Annotated in this window: 18 protein-coding genes; 12 read left to right on the forward strand and 6 right to left on the reverse strand. The window is 38.3% G+C overall.

What is annotated here, in order from left to right; genetic code table 11:
* Positions 1-16 precede the first annotated feature (16 nt).
* From C9J35_RS06640 to C9J35_RS06655, 4 genes are all read left to right on the forward strand, one after another.
* The gene (locus C9J35_RS06640) at positions 17-970 is read left to right on the forward strand and encodes a hypothetical protein (protein WP_107923896.1); all 954 of its coding nucleotides are present in this window, start codon (positions 17-19) and stop codon (positions 968-970) included.
* A 167-nt stretch (positions 971-1,137) separates the two neighbouring features.
* Positions 1,138-2,253, forward strand: coding sequence for a M20/M25/M40 family metallo-hydrolase (locus tag C9J35_RS06645; protein ID WP_107923897.1), 1,116 nt, complete (start codon positions 1,138-1,140; stop codon positions 2,251-2,253).
* A 24-nt stretch (positions 2,254-2,277) separates the two neighbouring features.
* Positions 2,278-2,766: a chemotaxis protein CheW gene (locus C9J35_RS06650; RefSeq protein WP_054767494.1), complete on the forward strand. Its 489-nt coding sequence runs from the start codon at positions 2,278-2,280 to the stop codon at positions 2,764-2,766.
* 197 nt (positions 2,767-2,963) lie between these two features.
* Positions 2,964-3,851, forward strand: coding sequence for an amidase (locus C9J35_RS06655; protein WP_107923898.1), 888 nt, complete (start codon positions 2,964-2,966; stop codon positions 3,849-3,851).
* Positions 3,852-3,965: 114 nt separating this feature from the next.
* Here the strand turns inward: C9J35_RS06655 and nspC are convergent, their stop codons facing one another.
* From nspC to C9J35_RS06670, 3 genes are all read right to left on the reverse strand, one after another.
* Positions 3,966-5,105 (reverse strand): carboxynorspermidine decarboxylase, encoded by a 1,140-nt coding sequence (gene nspC / locus C9J35_RS06660; RefSeq protein WP_054767495.1) that lies wholly within the window; start codon positions 5,103-5,105, stop codon positions 3,966-3,968.
* Complete coding sequence (locus tag C9J35_RS06665) at positions 5,102-6,331, reverse strand: saccharopine dehydrogenase family protein (protein WP_107923899.1); 1,230 nt, start codon at positions 6,329-6,331, stop codon at positions 5,102-5,104. The genes nspC and C9J35_RS06665 overlap by 4 nt, the downstream gene beginning before the upstream one ends.
* Positions 6,332-6,735: 404 nt before the next feature.
* A complete protein-coding gene (locus C9J35_RS06670; RefSeq protein ID WP_107923900.1) occupies positions 6,736-6,942 on the reverse strand; it encodes a hypothetical protein in 207 nt (68 codons plus the stop codon).
* Positions 6,943-7,141: 199 nt separating this feature from the next.
* Here C9J35_RS06670 and C9J35_RS06675 point away from each other — a divergent pair, with 199 nt between their 5' ends.
* From C9J35_RS06675 to C9J35_RS06685, 3 genes are all read left to right on the forward strand, one after another.
* Positions 7,142-8,854, forward strand: coding sequence for a methyl-accepting chemotaxis protein (locus tag C9J35_RS06675; protein ID WP_054767496.1), 1,713 nt, complete (start codon positions 7,142-7,144; stop codon positions 8,852-8,854).
* Positions 8,855-8,973: 119 nt separating this feature from the next.
* Entirely contained in the window at positions 8,974-9,714 is a 741-nt protein-coding gene (locus tag C9J35_RS06680) for a tetratricopeptide repeat protein (protein ID WP_235616220.1), read from the forward strand.
* A gap of 399 nt (positions 9,715-10,113) precedes the next feature.
* Complete coding sequence (locus C9J35_RS06685) at positions 10,114-10,746, forward strand: LysE family transporter (protein ID WP_107923901.1); 633 nt, start codon at positions 10,114-10,116, stop codon at positions 10,744-10,746.
* Positions 10,747-10,972: 226 nt separating this feature from the next.
* Here the strand turns inward: C9J35_RS06685 and C9J35_RS06690 are convergent, their stop codons facing one another.
* Together C9J35_RS06690 and C9J35_RS06695 are read right to left on the reverse strand one after the other, a co-directional pair.
* A complete protein-coding gene (locus C9J35_RS06690; RefSeq protein ID WP_107923902.1) occupies positions 10,973-12,019 on the reverse strand; it encodes a Cj0069 family protein in 1,047 nt (348 codons plus the stop codon).
* Positions 12,020-12,202: 183 nt separating this feature from the next.
* Positions 12,203-13,132 carry an EamA family transporter gene (locus C9J35_RS06695; protein WP_107923903.1) on the reverse strand — a complete coding sequence of 310 codons (930 nt, stop codon included), beginning with the start codon at positions 13,130-13,132 and terminating at the stop codon, positions 12,203-12,205.
* 107 nt (positions 13,133-13,239) lie between these two features.
* Here C9J35_RS06695 and C9J35_RS06700 point away from each other — a divergent pair, with 107 nt between their 5' ends.
* Together C9J35_RS06700 and C9J35_RS06705 are read left to right on the forward strand one after the other, a co-directional pair.
* On the forward strand, positions 13,240-14,136 hold the full coding sequence (locus tag C9J35_RS06700; RefSeq protein ID WP_107923904.1) for an AraC family transcriptional regulator: 897 nt from the start codon (positions 13,240-13,242) through the stop codon (positions 14,134-14,136).
* A gap of 358 nt (positions 14,137-14,494) precedes the next feature.
* Positions 14,495-14,884, forward strand: a complete 390-nt coding sequence (locus C9J35_RS06705; protein WP_167395931.1) for a TetR family transcriptional regulator C-terminal domain-containing protein — start codon at positions 14,495-14,497, stop codon at positions 14,882-14,884.
* 22 nt (positions 14,885-14,906) lie between these two features.
* Here the strand turns inward: C9J35_RS06705 and C9J35_RS06710 are convergent, their stop codons facing one another.
* Complete coding sequence (locus tag C9J35_RS06710) at positions 14,907-15,371, reverse strand: hypothetical protein (RefSeq protein WP_054767498.1); 465 nt, start codon at positions 15,369-15,371, stop codon at positions 14,907-14,909.
* A 312-nt stretch (positions 15,372-15,683) separates the two neighbouring features.
* On the opposite strand from C9J35_RS06710, the gene bioD reads away from it, so the two are divergent.
* Genes bioD through C9J35_RS06725 form a run of 3 tightly spaced genes read left to right on the forward strand, consistent with a single transcriptional unit; the run spans position 15,684 to position 18,316 of the window.
* Positions 15,684-16,373: a dethiobiotin synthase gene (gene bioD / locus C9J35_RS06715; RefSeq protein ID WP_054767499.1), complete on the forward strand. Its 690-nt coding sequence runs from the start codon at positions 15,684-15,686 to the stop codon at positions 16,371-16,373.
* Positions 16,370-17,737: an adenosylmethionine--8-amino-7-oxononanoate transaminase gene (gene bioA / locus C9J35_RS06720; protein WP_107923906.1), complete on the forward strand. Its 1,368-nt coding sequence runs from the start codon at positions 16,370-16,372 to the stop codon at positions 17,735-17,737. Before bioD ends, bioA begins: the two co-directional genes overlap by 4 nt.
* Before the next feature lie 3 nt (positions 17,738-17,740).
* A complete protein-coding gene (locus C9J35_RS06725; RefSeq protein WP_107923907.1) occupies positions 17,741-18,316 on the forward strand; it encodes a biotin transporter BioY in 576 nt (191 codons plus the stop codon).
* The last annotated feature ends 107 nt before the right edge of the window (positions 18,317-18,423 follow it).

The following is an 18,423-nucleotide window of genomic DNA, read 5'->3' on the forward strand; positions in this document are numbered from 1 at the left end:
AGGGGAGTTGAGATGAATGGAATGGCAACAATTACAAAAAGATCAAGAAATGATTCATGCACAGTTAAGAAAGGCTAGTAGGTTAAGTGAACAAAAGCTTTTAATTGAAGGGCAAATCGACCATGCACAACGGGACATTAACAACCATTCAACAGCACTCAATCATATTCGGAGTAGACTCGACAAGTTAGAAGGATTTTCGTTCATGAATATGATTCGTACATGGACTGGACAACAAGATGAGCTACGTGCAGAAAAAATTGATAAAGCAGCAATTCTAGAGTTAAAAATAAAAGAAGCGCACGATATGCTACAAGACTTGACGGAGGATCTTGGGCAGGTACATACAAAATTAGCTCAAATCAATGAACAACAACTACAAGAAAACTTATCTCAATTGAATGCAAAAAAGAAAGGTTATCTCCAATTACATGCACCAGAAAAAGCACAGAGATTAGCACAATTGGCAAATGAAGAAATGTTAACAAAGCTACTTCTGATAGAAATAAAAGAAGCCGAAGAAGCAGGAGATTTCGCTCTTACGAAACTTGGCCAAGCAGCAGCTTCATTGCATTCAGCAAATGGTTACTCGACTTGGGATACGTTTTTTGGTGGTGGTCTAATTGCTACTCATTTAAAGCATGACGCTCTCGATAAAACCGAAAGCTATCTTCATAATGCTCAAATTGCTTTACAACGTTTTCAAAATGAGCTCTTAGACGTTCAGGATATGGCTACTAAATCTCTACACATTGAGACGGATGGCTTTGTGAAATTTGCCGATTATTTCTTTGATGATATTTTTTCAGCGTGGTCTGTGCATTCAAAAATATCGACAGCAAGAGAACAGGTATCTCGTGTACAGGATGATGTACATAATACCATTTGGCGCTTGCAGGATAAACATACTAAAGCAATTGACTATTTAGAGACATTACAACAAGAAAAGGATGCTATTTTACAACTTTAACGAAACCTGTGGGAAGGGAATCACACCTCTTTCACAGGTATTTCTTTGTGCTTCCCCATAAAAGGAAAGATATCTCATGTGAATTATTTCAACTCTACATTGGTTGTGCTAAAATAATACCTATACTATGACGTGGAATAACACGTAAACTAAGGGAGTCTTACAATATGACAAGTCGTTTAGTAGAAGAGTTTTTTGAACTCGTACAAATCGATTCAGAAACAAAATATGAGCAAGTGATTGCTCCCATTTTAATCGACAAATTAACTGCACTCGGATTCACAGTAGAGCAAGATGATGCGCATACGCGTAATGGACATGGTGCAGGAAATTTAATAGCTACTTTAAAAGGTACTTTAGATGTAGCGCCAATTTATTTCACTTGTCATATGGATACAGTCGTACCCGGAAAAGGCATAAAACCATCCATTCGTGAGGATGGCTATATCGTTTCTGATGGTACAACAATATTAGGTGCTGATGATAAAGCGGGTATGGCAGCATTATTTGAAATGGTGAAGCGCTTAAAAGAGCAAAATATTGCACATGGGGATATTGAATTTATCATTACCGCAGGAGAAGAAAGTGGTCTAGCTGGCGCAAAAGAATTAGATCCTTCGAGAATTAAAGCAAAATATGGCTTTGCAGTAGATAGTGATGGCAAAGTTGGCGGTATCGTGACAGCAGCCCCATTCCAAGCAAAAGTTTTCGCAAAGATAATTGGTAAAACAGCTCATGCAGGTGTTGCACCAGAAAAAGGTATTTCGGCAATTACAGTTGCTTCAAAATGTATAGCACAAATGAAACTTGGCCGCTTAGATGAAGAAACAACTGCAAATATTGGTCGTTTTGAAGGCGGTCAGGCAACCAATATTGTCTGTGACGAAGTGATGATTTTAGCAGAAGCACGTTCTATTGATAATTCAAAATTAGACGCTCAAACAAAGCACATGCAGGATACCTTCGAGCAAGTGGCTGCAACAATGGGGGCGCGTGCTGAAGTAGAAGTGAAGCTGATGTACCCTGGCTTCCGTGTGACAGAAAATGATAAAGTGGTGCAAGTAGCGATGGCCGCAGCTCGTAACATTAATCGTACACCACAGCTTGGTATTTCTGGTGGCGGCTCAGATGCCAATATCATTGCAGGATTTGGTATTCCTACGGTAAATTTATCTGTTGGTTATGAAGATATTCATACAACAAATGAAAAAATCCCAGTAGAAGAATTAGAAAAATTAGCAGATTTACTTGTCGAAGTAGTCAAAGAAACAGCGAAAAAATAACATAGAATTAGAGGAGGTGACCGCATGGAAAGTGTAAAGGCAGTCGTTTTTGCTTGTGGAACAGAGGAATATGCAGTGCCAGTTGAACAAGCGATATCCATTGAAAAACTAGAGCATGTTACGCCGATTCCTCATTTGCCCAATTATTTACTAGGCTTTACAAGAATACGCGGAGAACTTGTACCTGTGCTAGATTTTGAGCGTATTTTATATAATCGTTCATCAAATTCACAGACGGCACGTGTTATCGTATTAAATACAGATGTTGTGAATTATGGCTTGCTTGTAACGGAGGCTCGTGAAATTCTTGATTTAGAAGAGTCGGTATTAAAACAGATGGGGCTTGTTAATTATTCAAAAACCCGTTACTTTACTGCTGTGGCTAACCTAGAAAATCGTATGATTACTTACGTTGACCCTAAAATACTTGTTAACTCATTGGATGGTATCCGTGAAATTATTAATTATTTACACAAAATGCTTGAAAACGAACAAGAAAACGTAGAGGCCTGAGTCTCTACGTTTTTTCAATTTATCTTTTAATTAGTGAGAGACATAAATCAATCTACCTGTGTGAGCGAGTTTTTGGTTCCTAAGGTTTTGATAATTATCCATTTGTCCTACAGACATAAACAATATTGCAGTGTAAGATTGTCAGGCTGCCAGGTTCTATTCTATGAGCCTTGGTGAATGAATGGAGAAGCGAAAAAATGGTAAAGTCTGTACTGTTAAAAACTGTAATTATTTTCGTGATAACGATTACAAGTACATTTGGGGTTTTATTTGGAAAGGCTGACGCGATGTCAATACAAGAGAGAACTGCTTGGTTATGGGATACCGCAATGCTTATCGAAGATGAAGCGGGTGTACTGCAATTTTTAGAAAGTAAACACATTACCAAAGTATATTTACAAATTAATTATGAAATAACACATGATATTTATAGCGGCTTTATTGAAAAAGCAACTGCCAACGGCATCAACGTATACGCATTAGATGGTTCTGCAAGTTGGGTTTCCGCTAAAGGCTATAGTGAGCAGGATCAGTTTATAGGTTGGTTAAAATCCTACAATAATAATGCAATACCATCAGCACGATTTGTAGGTATTCATATAGATGTAGAGCCTTATTTAAATAGTGGATGGCAAATGAACCAAGCACAAACAATTCAAGCATATCAAGCAATACTTCTCCAAGCAAAAGAGGGGGCACAGCAATTACAAGTTCCTCTTGAAGTAGATATGCCATTTTGGTTTGATGAAATTTCGTATGACAATCAATATGGGAATGGTGTATTAGCTGAATGGGTTATTGACCAAGTAGAAAGTGTCACGATTATGGCATATCGTGATGTCGCTCAAGAGATTATCAATATTGTTGAAAATGAGATAGTCTATGCAAACAAAGTAAACAAAGCTATCGTTGTAGGCGTTGAAACGGGTCCTTCTAGTGAAGGGCAACAGATTACCTTCTATGAAGAAGGTGAAGCCTTTATGTATAAGCAATTAACACTTGTTCAACATCATTATAATCATTTACCAAGTTTTAAGGGCGTTGCCATCCATCATGTGGGTAGTTGGATGACGATGTTGCCGTAAAGAAAAACACAGTACTTCCTAAGAGCGGAGGTACTGTGTTTTCATGTTTACAGTGAATGTCTTTGTAAATATTTAAGAGCCCCTCAAGTTTGGTTGGAGGGGCTCTAAGTTCATTTAAGAAAGTCTACCGCTATAATCTTCAAACTTAAATTCACGAATGACTTTAATGCCTTCTTCATCATTATAAGAAACGATAGAAGGAAGATTGACGCCATTAAACATATGGTTTTTCACCATCGAATAATGTGCCATATCTGTGAAAACAAGACGATCGCCTGGTTGTAAAGGTTTTTCAAATGAATAATCACCAATAACATCACCTGCAAGGCATGTAAGCCCTCCTAAGCGGTATGTGTAGGCAAGTTCATTTGGCTGACCTGCACCGATTATAACAGGGCGATAAGGCATTTCTAATACGTCCGGCATATGGCATGTTGCCGATGTATCTAAAATAGCTAGGTCCATACCATTTTTCTGTACATCTAGCACAGTTGCCACTAAGTAGCCTGTATTTAATGCTACTGCTTCACCAGGTTCTAAATAAACAAGAAGATTATACTTGTCTTGCATGTAATTAATAATGCTTACAAGCTTTTCTACATCGTAATCATCACGTGTAATATGATGACCACCACCGAAATTTAACCATTTCATTTGGTGCAATACATCACCAAAGTTTTCTTCGACCACTTTGATAATACGTTCTAACGTATCAGAGTTTTGCTCACACATCGCATGGAAGTGTAGACCGTCAATACCATCAAGTTGTGTCTTGTCGAAGTTGGCTAATGTTGTACCAAGACGTGAATTTGTATAACAAGGGTCGTAAAGTGCCGTTTCAATTTCAGAGTACTCAGGATTAACACGAATACCACATTCAATTGTTTTACCAGCTGCTTTTACTTTGTCCTTGTACTGTGCCCATTGGTTGAATGAGTTAAATACAATATGATCGACATAGCCTAGTAGCTCGTCCATTTCATGCTCTACATAAGCAGGTGCATAAACATGAACTTCCTTGCCCATTTTTTCGTAGCCAAGGCGCGCTTCATATAATGAACTTGACGTAATTCCTGCTAAATATTCACCCACTAAAGGGAATGTCGAATGCATCGAAAATCCTTTAAGGGCAAGTAATATACGACAGCCTGTACGAGTTTGAATCGATTTTAAAAGCTCTAGATTTTTGGTTAATAAGCGTTCATCCACAACGTAAGAAGGGGATGGGACCTTTGTGAAATCGATTGCTTTCATCGGCTTAGTTCCTTATTGTCTACATTTAGGTCAAGTAGTTCAGGATTATGGCTTTCTTGCCATGGAAGACCCCATTTGTTTAATGCGTCCATGAATGGATCTGGATCGAATTCTTCAACGTTCCAAACTCCAGGTTTTTGCCATTGACCGTTCATGACAAGCATTGCACCAATCATAGCTGGTACACCTGTTGTGTATGAAATCGCTTGTGAACCGACTTCGTTGTAACATTCTTCGTGATCACAGATGTTATAGACGTAGTAAGTTTTCTCTTTGCCATCTTTTAATCCGCGAATGATACAGCCGATATTTGTTTTCCCTTTTGTGCGTGGTCCAAGTGATGCTGGATCCGGTAATACTGCTTTAAGGAAATGGATTGGCTGAATCATTTGTCCTTCAAATTCGATTGGCTCAATCGATGTCATGCCAACATTCTCTAATACTTTTAAGTGTGTTAAGTATTTCTCAGAGAAAGTCATCCAGAAGCGGATTTGTTTTAAGCCTTTAATGTTTTTCGCAATTGATTCTAATTCTTCATGATATAGCAGGTAAATATCTTTTGGACCGATTTCGGGTAAGTTGTATACCTCTTTTTTCTCAAGTGGTGCTGTTTCAATCCACTCGCCTTCTTTCCAATAACGGCCATTTGCTGTGATTTCACGGATATTGATTTCTGGATTGAAGTTAGTTGCGAAATGATAACCATGGTCACCAGCGTTGGCATCGACAATATCAATGTAATGAATTTCATCGAATTCATGCTTTTGTGCATGTGCTGTGAAAACGCCCGTTACGCCTGGATCAAAACCACTACCTAGTAGTGCCGTTAAGCCAGCTTTCTCGAATTTCTCTTTATAAGCCCATTGCCATTTATATTCAAATTTTGCCGTTTCAGGTGGCTCGTAGTTTGCAGTATCCACATAGTGCACACCTGTCGCTAAGCAAGCATCCATAATCGTTAAGTCTTGATAAGGTAGTGCAACGTTAATAACAACGTCTGGTCCAAAGGCTTTAATAAGCTCAATAACCTCGTCCGTATTATCTGCGTCTACCTGTGCAGTATGAATCTTTGTTTTTCCGCCGTCTAGTTTTTCTTTTAGAGCGTCACATTTTGAAACAGTTCTACTTGCGATACAGATTTCCTCAAATACGTCCGAATTTTGAACACACTTGTGTACCACAACACTGGCAACTCCGCCAGCTCCTATAATCAATGCTTTACCCAATTGTCTACCCCCAAGTTCATCTAAAGTATTGTCAAACAAGCTGATTATACAGAAAATTGATTTACTACTCAATCATTGTTTTTTAATTTTCTACAAAAAATTTTATTTTTCTACAATCATCAAACATTTTCAGCGGTGAATAGCCCGAAAATAGAAGGAAATTACGTAAAAAAGGACGAAGACATTTTAAAAAAATATCTTTAATTATGTTCCTCTTTGAGAACACGAGGAGATTTTTTGGAAAATTAGCTAAAGAACCGTAAGTGCTTGCGAGACTATTGTGTAGGAATACAAATAAAGTGGCCATTTTTAGAAAATAGGGAGAATGCTAGTAACTCTAAAATAGTGTCAAAAGCAATAAAGATTGTAGCAATGGCACTCACTACAACCTTCAGTCATTTGCGCTATTTGAAAAAACGGTTTGAAACATGCGGCTTGTCATTCCCCCATAAATAAAAAATAAAGATTAATAGCGTGCTTAAAAATCCCATCACGAGGCCATAGGTGCTGAGGGCGACCTGTACTTGGCTTTGTATGGCATATACGAAGATAGCCCCTAGTGTTAACAGATTTCCCATAATAAGTGTCAAAAAATGAAAACGTCTATTCATAGCAAGCCCCCCTTTAATGTAATACTGCCTCTCAGATGAAGAAAATACACTTCAATTATCGCATAATTCGGAAAAATAACCAAGACCTTTGCAAAAGTTTGAGATTAAAAGATGCTTTTTAAATACATCTTATTATAGTATGATGGTTGAGAAGGACGAATTTTCATAGATTTTTACAAGAAAGGGGAGAGTATGAATTGTGAATTTACGAAATTCATTAACTTTTCAACTTGGAACGATTATTGCTGGTATCTTAGTGGTGATGCTAGGTATTACTTCGATTGCTACATACATAACGGCTTATAACAAGTTATATGATGCAGCTGGCGTCGAGGCATATGGCTGTGCCAATATAACGACAGGGTTGATTGGTCCAGCAGATATAGAACAAGCGCTTAATGGAGATCGACAAGCAATGGAACGTATCGGAAATGATTTAAATTGGACTACCAATCATAAAAATATATTCCAAACACAGTACATTTTAACGTTAGATGGCACACTACTTGCACTTGATAAAAACTTAGCGGATAAGGGGTTTGTGCCTGGAGATGATTTTTTTATGGACGAAGATGCTATTGCAATGCTACTGGACATGAAACATCCAACTTATTCTGAACCATATACATTCGGCGGAATGAACCGTCTTTCTGGTTATGCACCCATTTTTAAGGATCATGATGCCAGTAAAGAAATTATAGCCATTAGTGTTATAGATTTCGATGCCAACATCGTGAAAGAACGAACGTGGGCTGTTGTACGAGATGGTATTTTAATCAGCATTATTCCTATGCTTTTAGCTTCAATTATTACAGGCTTTTTAATTCGTCGAAAAGTAAGACCGATTAGCCTACTGATTGAACAGGCGAAACAAATTGCGGATGGCAACTTGGCCGTTAAGGGGACGGATGTCAAAAGTCATGATGAAGTAGGGGATTTAGCCAATACTTTAAATCGTATGACGAAGAGTTTACAAAATATGATTATAACAATGCAATCCACATCTGATTCATTAACCGCCAATGCGGTTGAAACGTCTAATACACTTAATGAAATGACCAACACTGTGCAAATCGTTGCAAATAATATTGGTGAGGTAACGACAGCAGTGACAGAAGGTATGCATCATGCAGAAAATGCTACTGGAGCACTTTCTTCATTGGCAGAGGATTTACAAGATATGAAAGTGAAGGCGGATTATAGCGTTGAAATTTCACATGACACGATGAAAATTGCAACCGAGGGCGAGCAACGTGCGAAGGACATAAGTAACGATATGGCGTTAATACGCAACGGTTCTGATGAAGTCAGTCAAACGGTGCAAAACTTAGTGGTATCGGCAACGAAAATTCAAGATATTACGAATTCAATTGCGGGCATCGCTACACAAACAAACCTTTTAGCGCTTAATGCGTCCATAGAAGCGGCAAGAGCTGGTGAACATGGCAAAGGATTTGCAGTTGTAGCAGAGGAAGTACGTAAACTTGCCGAACAATCAAATCAAGAAGTATTAGAAGTAGAAAAATTAGTACAAGACATCATGCTCCGTATTCAACATGTTATTTCTTCCACAAACGACAATACGAAATATATTGAAAAAGGTACGAATACCGTACGTTTAACAGCACAGTCATTAAGTGATATTTCATCTGCAGTTGCAGAAACAGTTGAGGAAATAACAGGTATTTCTAAGTTAATGACCATTGAGACAGAGAAATCCGATCATGTTGTACAAATGATTCAACAGTTAACTCAGGCTATTCGTGAAATCGAAGAGACGATGAATCATATCACAGCAGCTGCGCAACAAACGACGGCAAGTATTGATGAAGTAGCAAATGGATCAAATGAAACAAGTCAATTGGCAAAGGAACTCCATAAATATGTAGAAACGTTTAAATTGCAAGAGTAGTAAAAATTTAAATATAGCATGGTTTCACTTTGTTTTTTTCGATAATCGCTATTTATCCTGCTAAAGATGGTAAACTACCTATAAGACTTTTTCTTTTGGTGAAGGTGAGGATTTTAATAGTGATAAAACAATTTAATGAGCAAGTTCAACAAATAAACGAATTATTTGTAAATGGTAGCGTCAAAGAAAGCTATACTTTTGCGAAGGCATTATTAGCTAATGAATTGTTTACAATCGATGCATCTTTTTCTATTGTTCAACAGCATGTCGCACTTTTAGAGGCCAATGGCTATGCCAATATGCCAACCCCTACTAGTGAAAAGGTGAAACAAAGTGTCGAACGTGCGGATGGGTCATATCCGGAGCGTGATGTACTTGCTGGCTTTTTAGGCACTCAGGATGATGAGCAGTTTGGAAAAGTGGTAGATGAATTACTGGCAGGACCCATTGAGGCTCAGGCGAACGCTTACTATACGATGGCGGAGTATTTTATACTTGCCAACGAACATGATAAAGCAATGGCTCAATATGCAGAAGCTATTAAATTACAACCCAATACAGCACTTTACTGGGGAGCCTTTGCACTGTTTTTAAATCGTATTGAAGCGAGCCCTTATTTAGCACTGCGTCTTATTGAAGAAGCTATTCAGTTAGATAGCATGAACGCTCGTTGGTACTACATACAGGGCAATATCTTTTTACAGCTTGTCGCATCTACGAAAAATTTAAGCTATTTGCCTGCTTTAGAGGAAGCTTGGAACAAAGCGAAAAAACGCTGCACGGCCAAGCAGGTTGCATTAAAGATTGACATTGCGAAGTCAGAAGATCTCCTAGTTCAGTGGAAAAAGCAAATGTTATAAAGAAAACAGGCATCTGTTATTATTTAAGCTGGCTCAGCCGCAAGACAACCTTGGAAAAATTCCGAGATTGTCTTGCAGCTTTTTTGTTTTATAAAGCTAGTTGACGAAGTGTGTGATTCACTAATGCTGACCCAAGCAAACCCTAACTACGCTCAGTGCTGTTGTCCTGCTTTTGCCGCCATCGGTTTCAATCGTTTATAGGTGCCTTTATGGTATGACCTGTTTTTGTTAATACACAGTATCTACTATAATTTGTTAGAGTAGCAATGCTCACTATCTCAGTGAACTCATTTTTTTGAATAAATATAAAAAATTCAAGATGTTTCCGTATTTTTATGCTAGAATTGTCATATAAACGGACGTATGAAACTTATTTTATTGCATGAAAGAAGTGTTTCTGTGAGTTTGTATGTAGCGTATGTCATGGTAGGGCTAGCAATTGCCATGCCAGTAGGTGCCATTACGGTAGAAATGACAAAGCAAGGATTAAAAAATGGTTTTGTGCACGGTTGGGCTGTAGGGCTTGGTGGCATGACAATCGACATTGCATTAATTTTCGCTTTGTATATGGGCCTTGCTTCCATTTTAGCAATGCCAATGATTCAATTGCCAATGTGGATTATTGGGGCAGGATTTTTATTGTTATTAGGACTCGATTCTATTAAAAATGCAGACCATGATATTACATTGGCTGGTGAAAAGGTGACGAAGTCTTTTTTTAAATCCTATCGAAATGGCTTACTTGTAGCAGTATCACCAGGCAATCTAGTTTTTTGGGTTAATGTTTTTGGTGTCGTGCTAGCCAAGTCATATGATCAGACGGAGTCGACTAGTTTTTTAGTAATTGCTGCAGGTGTGCTGAGTGGTATTTTACTGCATGATATCGGTCTAATGACGATTGTTTCCGTGACGCGTAGGGCGATGAGCCGTAAGATGATCAAAACGCTGACAATGGTATCAGGTGTATTATTGATCGGCTTTGCAGGTTATTTTATTTATGAATTTATTCAGGGAATAAAAGTGTATATGTAAAAAAGTGCGACAGAATGTTGTACTTGCAGACTGTCAACAAACTGGAAATTTCAAGTTTGTCGACAGTCTTTTTTGTTTTACTATAAATATAGAAATTGCCAAGGTCGGTCTGTGAGCTCGCCGGGTCGCACCTAGCCCACGCTTTTCCGCTGGAGTTACCACCTGGAAAAAGACAAAAGGTATGGAGAGAAGCACTTCTCAATACCTTTTGTCGCAAGTTTTATATTTATGTTAAAATTTGTGTTTGCTCTGCAATACAGGCTAGAATTTCTTCAGCCACTTGATGGGCTAATGTGAGTTCAGATGTGAAACCTACACAAGAGCAGTTCATTTCACCTAAAATGTAGCAGTCTTCACCAGCTCCATTTGTATCTAGCATGAAATCAGCTGTCCAAATTAGTGGCAGATCATAGTTGCCAAGTAAGCTTGTCACTAGGGGTAATTGTATTAAAAAGTTTTGGACAAGTTCTTCCCAATCTTCAGGTGCATCATAGCGATATTGGGCACCTGAAAATAGCGTCGCACTAAAGGCATCCTCAGCATCAGCTGGCTTTTTATGTACCACATGTACTGGTTTATCACGCAACATAAATAAGCGGATTTCGCCTTCTGTAATACGAGGGAGGAAACGCATATCAATTAACATGCCGTTTGCACCAGTAATATACTGTTCACAAAACGTCATGAATTCACCTAGTTTCCAATATTCTACGTGATTATCTTTAGCTTCTGTACATTTAATCTCTGCATCTAGGGGCACTTCAGTAACTCCTTTTGCGAGTGGGTTGACTAATTTCACCCGCCAGATGCCTTCTCCTGTAGAACCTCGATTTTGCTTTAACACGCGTTCAGTATTGGCAAGCGAAGTAGGAAATTGGGCTTTAAATGCTTCCATCGTGTAATAAGCAAACGTATCATCGGGTACAAGATTTGTTGAAACTAACTTTGATAAGACATCTTTAGAACCATAGCCGATCATTGCATCAGGATGAGGCATACCAATCACACCCATTGCGCACAACTCACGTAGCATCGTAAAATATTCTGCCTCATGCTTTAAATTTCCAGGATTGATGCGTGATACGTAGGCGATGCCATGGTCTTTTACATAGTTAAAAATTTCTCCCTGTTTTGTTACATCAAAAAAAATTACTTCAGCATCTTGTCCTCGTTGTTTCAGCGCATTAACCATTGGCATTGTATCTTTTCGGTAACCATCTGGTCCTTTGTCATTACCACCTTGCACCTCGAAGAAAATCACTTTTTTAACCATATTATTTCCTCCTTCATATGATGATAAATTCAGTATAATGGACAAACAAGGAAAAAAGATATATGAATTATGTAATTTTTATGTATAAATTCTTAGCTTTATATTGCTGTTATAGGAATTTATAACTATTTGTTATTTGAATTATCTGAATTCTGTATAATCCGATGTATATAGGCATTTTTGTCACGATTTCATGCGTTTTTTCTGAAATACCGTGAGATATAAAATCATACTTAAAATGAGTAACGTCCCGATGGTTTGGCCACCACCAAAGGGGATTTGTAGCCAAAGTACACTTGTGACAACAGCTGTTAAAGGTTCAAGACTACCAAGTAAACTTGTTTCCTTAGGCGATAAATACTGTAGGCTTTCAATATAAAACCAAAATGCTAGCATTGTCCCGAAAATTACGATAAAGACAAAATAAAGCGTAGTTGAAAGTGCCCAATTTGCAATATTGATGTGCCATGGTTGATAAAATACACTCATGACCACACCACCAATAAGCATTGACCAGCCTACGACAAGCAATGAATGAAACTGTTGTAAAAGCGGTACAGCATATAATGTATAAAAGGCGGCCGAAAGCCCAGATAAAACACCCCAGAACACCGCCGTTATTGGAACTGAAAGTGTAGAGAGTGAACCATTAGTTAGTAATAGAAATGTTCCAATAAGTGTGAGTGACACAGCTATACCATCCTGTTTTGTCAATTGGCTGTGTTTCGTGATGAAATAATAGGCCATGATAAAAAGAGGTGCTAAATATTGCAGTAATGTCGCTACAGCAGAGTTACCTAAAGCAATGGACATCATATAGGTATATTGCACAGCTAGCATGCCAAGTAAGCTAAATAATATTTGTCTAAAAGTATTATACTTTGTGCCCCAAATCACAAAAATGGATTCTTTCCGATGTGTAATTTTATAAATGCTAATTAATAAAATGCCTGCTAAAAGAAGGCGACTGGAAACGAGCCAGCCCACTTCAATATTTTCCTGCTGGAAGAGTTTTTGAGCGACGGTACCGCCAATTCCCCAAAAGCTTGCGCCAAGAATGACAAGGATAAAACCCAGTGTTCGATTTTTCGGCAGTGGTGCTTGTTGATTCATCTAATAACATCTCCTAAACTATCAATATAGAGCAATTATAAAGGTTATTAATGGCATGAAATATCGAATTATATGGCTAAAAATATCAATATATTGAGGTGGAGAAAGTGGCATTAACACATATTAAAGTAGCAAAGGACTTACAAGAATTAACGTTGCATGGTACGAAGGCGTTTCCTGTGGCGTTGTATGAAACTATACTGCGACTAGATCGTCTGGATTTTTTACCTTTACATTGGCATAAGGAAATTCAATTTGTTTACGTCAAAGAAGGTAGTGTGCAATATCGTGTTGGAGCTGAAGTATTTGTGCTTGAACAGGGAGATGGTGTCTTTGTTAATGCTTCTTGTTTACATGAAGCAAGACCTTATGAAATAGAGCAAGCAAAGATTTACTGCGTCAATGTTGATCCTATGCTATTAGGGGGACAAGAGGGGCGTATTATGGCTATAAAATATGTTGACCCCTATATTACGACTAACAGCCTACCATTTGTAAGGCTATCTGGCGCGTTAGCACAGGCGGTTGAAGGTGTAGCACTGCTGTTGAAAGAACGAGAACTATTTTTTGAGATGAAAGTATGGAGAGAACTGTTATTAATTTGGGAAACAATGTTGACCCAATCTTTGCTAACAGAGGAGCTAATGAGTCCATCGGTGATAGTGCAGCATGAGCGTGCAAAGGAAATGTTAGATTATTTACATAATCATTATCAGGAGAAGATAACGCTTGACGATTTAGCCGCACATGTTTTTTTAAGTCGAGCTGAATGTAGTCGCTTTTTTAAGAAAATAGTGGGAATAACACCGTTCACATATATTTTACATTATAGACTTCGTAAAAGTATGGAGCTGTTACGTGATAGTGAGCAATCCGTAACGACTATTGCCTCCAGTACAGGATTTAGTACGGTTAGTTATTATATTGATCGCTTTAAGGAATATACTGGATACCCACCGCACGTTTATCGCAAGAAATTTTTAATGACAAATCACAAGGTTTAACGGTGACTAGTGACGTTTAAAATGCTCTCAAAGGTAAAGGGGCTAAACATCGAAATGACACGACATCCACTATTCGTTTTTTGCAAATTTGTTTCTAGAAACTATCAATAGCTTTGATTGCACCTATATTTACAAGCCTTGAGATTGTATGGGACTTAAATGAATAGATATGCCAAAGGTAGTAAACCATGAAGAAAGAAAAGCAAGTATTGCAAAAGCCACATGGAAAGTCATCGCATGAGATGGTTTAAAGGGTGCAACAGTACGTTCAATTGCAAAGGAGGCGAAGCTGTCGTTAGGGGCTGTCCGCTATTATTTCAATACACAGGAAGCATTAATTATCTTTGCGATGGAACTAGTGGAACAGCAAGTAAACGAACGTATAGCAAAACATTTACAGAAGCCCTTACCTATCAAGCAATTAATTGTTGGGATATTATTGGAACTTGTACCAATATCCGAACAGCATATTGTCGAAATGCAAGTGTGGCTTGAATTCGTGTCTTATAAACTACGAAGTGGAGAACCTACAGAAGACAGTATTTTGCGAGGAATTCATAAGGTTTTTGCTTATTTACAGCAGGAAAATTTACTCAAAGAGGAGATAGTTGTGCAAGATGAAATCGATCATTTACACGCTTTTATCGATGGACTTGCCTTGCATGTCTTGATGGGTTTTGTGGCGATGGATAAGAAACGACTATATTGTCTAATTGAAAAGGAAATAGATAAAATCATAAAAGCATAAAGAAATACTGTAGCCCGCCTAGTTAATCTAGGTGGGCTATTGCATTTAGTATGTCTTCACTTACTGCCTCCCAAAATTGCTGTTGTACCGAATCGCAATAAGTATAGAGCTCTTTTTTTTGGACATGGTCATATATCTCAGCGATTGTTTCTTTGTAAAAATGAAGTCGATGATTTAAGGATTTTCGCTCATCTTCCATACAAAAATATTTATATATATCTGCAAGACGTGCGAGCTTTGTACACTTATGTCTTGTTGCCTCATACTGTGTTTGATGAAAACGTCCAATAGCACTGTGCATGGAGCTTTTCATTCGATGTTCAGCCTGTAATATTTTAAATTCCTCTTGGCAAATGGCTATACGGTACCAAAATTCGTAACGCATCGGTAAGTCCTTAAGTTCATAAGTAAGCAATGATTTAAGAATAAAACCAACATGCTCATATGTATCGATGATCTTTTCAGATTCCTTAAATATTCCAAACATTCAGCCACCCCCATGTATTTAAATACTACAGAACAACTTCAAAACCCTTTCATTTTCCGCATTATAGTTAATAAATCTGCTAATAGAAGATGGATTTATACTGATAGCATGGTAAGAATCGCTGTTAGAGCCGAGAAATACGTAGAAAGGTTCTCGTGCTTGAAGAAAATTGTAGTTCTCGCGAAATTCGCTATATTTTGTAAAGAAGTGAAGTGTTTTTGTAGAAAAAATGAAAGAGCATTTACAAAACGAAAATAAATGTGTTAACTTAATTTGTGTAGTTAGTTAACTCAAAAGAGGGGGAGGTTAACGTTGCAACATTTTTGGGTTGTTGGAACAGATACGGAAGTAGGGAAGACATGTGTGACCACATTATTGATGCGGCAATTACAGCAGCAGGGTCTTCGAGTTACACCCTACAAACCTGTACAAACTGGTGAAGTGTATAAGGATAGTGAAGGTTATTACCAGGATACAGCAATGTATGAAAAGTATTCGATGCAAATGCTTGATCTAGAGAATGTGAATGGCTATTCGTTTAAAGAGCCAGCATCACCTCATTTTGCGGCACAACTGGAGGGGCAGCAAATAAATATTCATCACTTATTAAAGCAAATGCAGTTGTTACAGCAATCTTACGATGTCGTTATTTGTGAAGGTGCAGGAGGTCTTTTTGTCCCGCTAGATACAATCGAAAAGACGACACTCCTTGATGTAATTGTTCAAAGTAAACTACCAGTTGTAGTCGTAACACGCACAACACTGGGAACAATAAATCATACGCTTTTGACTTTAGAATCTTTGCGGACACGTGATATTGAAGTACTTGGCATTGTATTTAATGGTGACACAGGTAGCCGAATGGAGCAAAATAATGTAGAGACGATATTACTCCATCATGCTTTACCATTCGCAATCATTTCACAGCTTCAAAATATTTCGGAGATTGTTGATTATAGCATTACAGACACATCATTGTTCGAAAGGCTGTATACAAAATGACACAGGCATTAACTGAATTACAAACAAGCGATTTGCAACATGTATGGCACCCATGCTCACAAATGAAAGATTATGAACAATTCCCACCCATTGTAATTAAAAAAGGACAAGGTGTTTGGCTTTACGATGAAAAAGATCAGCGTTATTTGGATGCAGTGTCTTCTTGGTGGGTTAATTTATTTGGACATGCCAACCCACGTATTAGTCAAGCTTTAAGTGATCAAGCGTTTACATTAGAGCATGCAATCTTTGCGAATTTTTCTCATGAACCGGCTATTAAGTTAGCAGAGAAGTTAGTAGCTTTAACGCCAGAAGGTTTAAATAAAGTATTTTTTGCAGATAATGGCTCATCAGCAATAGAAATCGCATTGAAAATGAGCTTCCAATATCATATGCAAACGGGAAAAACATCCAAAAAACGCTTTCTAGCATTAACGGATGCTTATCATGGTGAAACACTTGGTGCTTTATCCGTAGGTGGGGTAGATCTATATAACGAGGTGTATCAGCCTCTTTTACTGGATACAGTGCGTGCACAGGGGCCTGATTGCTATCGTTGTCCGTTTAAAGAGCAGCCGGTCTCATGCCAAGCCCAATGTATTAGCTTTGTCGCAAAAGAACTCGCCATACACCATACAGAAATTTCCGCAGTCATTATTGAACCACTGATTCAAGCGGCAGCAGGCATGAAAATGTATCCACCGATATATTTGAAGCAATTACGGGAGTTATGTACACAGTATGATGTACATTTAATTGCCGATGAAATTGCTGTTGGTTTTGGTCGTACAGGGACGATGTTCGCCTGCGAGCAAGCAGCAATTACCCCTGATTTTATGTGCTTATCAAAGGGACTTACTGGTGGTTATTTGCCACTTTCTGCTGTCGTAACTTCGAACAAAGTATATAACGCTTTTTATGATGATTATGGGACAATGAAAGCCTTTTTACACTCTCACAGCTATACTGGCAATACATTGGCATGCCGCGTTGCATTAGAAGTATTGACAATGTTTGAGGAGGAACATTATATCGACATTGTGCAAGAAAAAGGAGAGCGCATGGATAAGCTTGCAAGAGCAGCCTTTAATCAGTTGCCATATGTGGGAGAATATCGTCAGGTAGGGCTCGTCGGGGCAATTGAACTTGTAGCGAATGCTGTGACGAAGCAAGCGTTACCAAGTGAAGAACGGATTGGCTATCAGATTTATAAAAGAGCTTTAGCAAAGGGCTTACTTATTCGTCCACTTGGGAATGTATTGTACTTCATGCCGCCATATATCATAACAGATGAAGAAATGACTTTCATGATTGATACAGCGAAAGAAACAATTTTGCAATTTTTTGCGGAATGGGAGGGGTAAGGGATGCAACCACGACCATCAACACTATCACTCGTGATGATTGCGATGTTTGCTGGTTTAACTGCCATCGGAGCATTTATGAAAGTGCCACTACCAGTAGTGCCGTTTACCTTGCAAATTGTCTTTGTCTTTTTGGCCGGATGTTTGCTCGGTAGTCGTAATGGGTTTCAAAGTCAGTTAGTCTACATCGGAATTGGTTTAGTTGGTTTACCCGTTTTTACACAAGGAGGAGGCATCACCTATGTGTTGCAGCCGACGTTTGGTTACTTAATCGGCTTTGCCCTTGCTGCGCTTGTCATTGGCTTCATGATAGAAAGAGTACAAGTGCCGACGAAAAAGCATTTTATCGGCGCAAATATCGTAGGACTCATCATTATTTATGCGGTGGCAGTACCTTATTTATATGTATCATTGAACTTCTGGCTACACATGAAAACGAGCTGGTCCCATATTTTCTTAGTTGGTTTTTTGAATAGCATTGTTGCAGACTTTTGCTTAGCAATTGCTTCGGCAATTTTAGCGGAACGACTGTATAAAGTATTTCATTCAGCAAGGTCAATCAATTATGCCTCAGTGTAAGGGTTCCTGCTATTACTACAGTAAACGTATGCCGTTGTCTCATAGCCTATTTCAGGCAAAATTTCGAGAGGATAGGAAGATTTAAGGGCTACTCAATCAAAGGGCAT

Source organism: Lysinibacillus parviboronicapiens, assembly GCF_003049575.1.
GTDB lineage: Bacteria > Bacillota > Bacilli > Bacillales_A > Planococcaceae > Lysinibacillus > Lysinibacillus parviboronicapiens.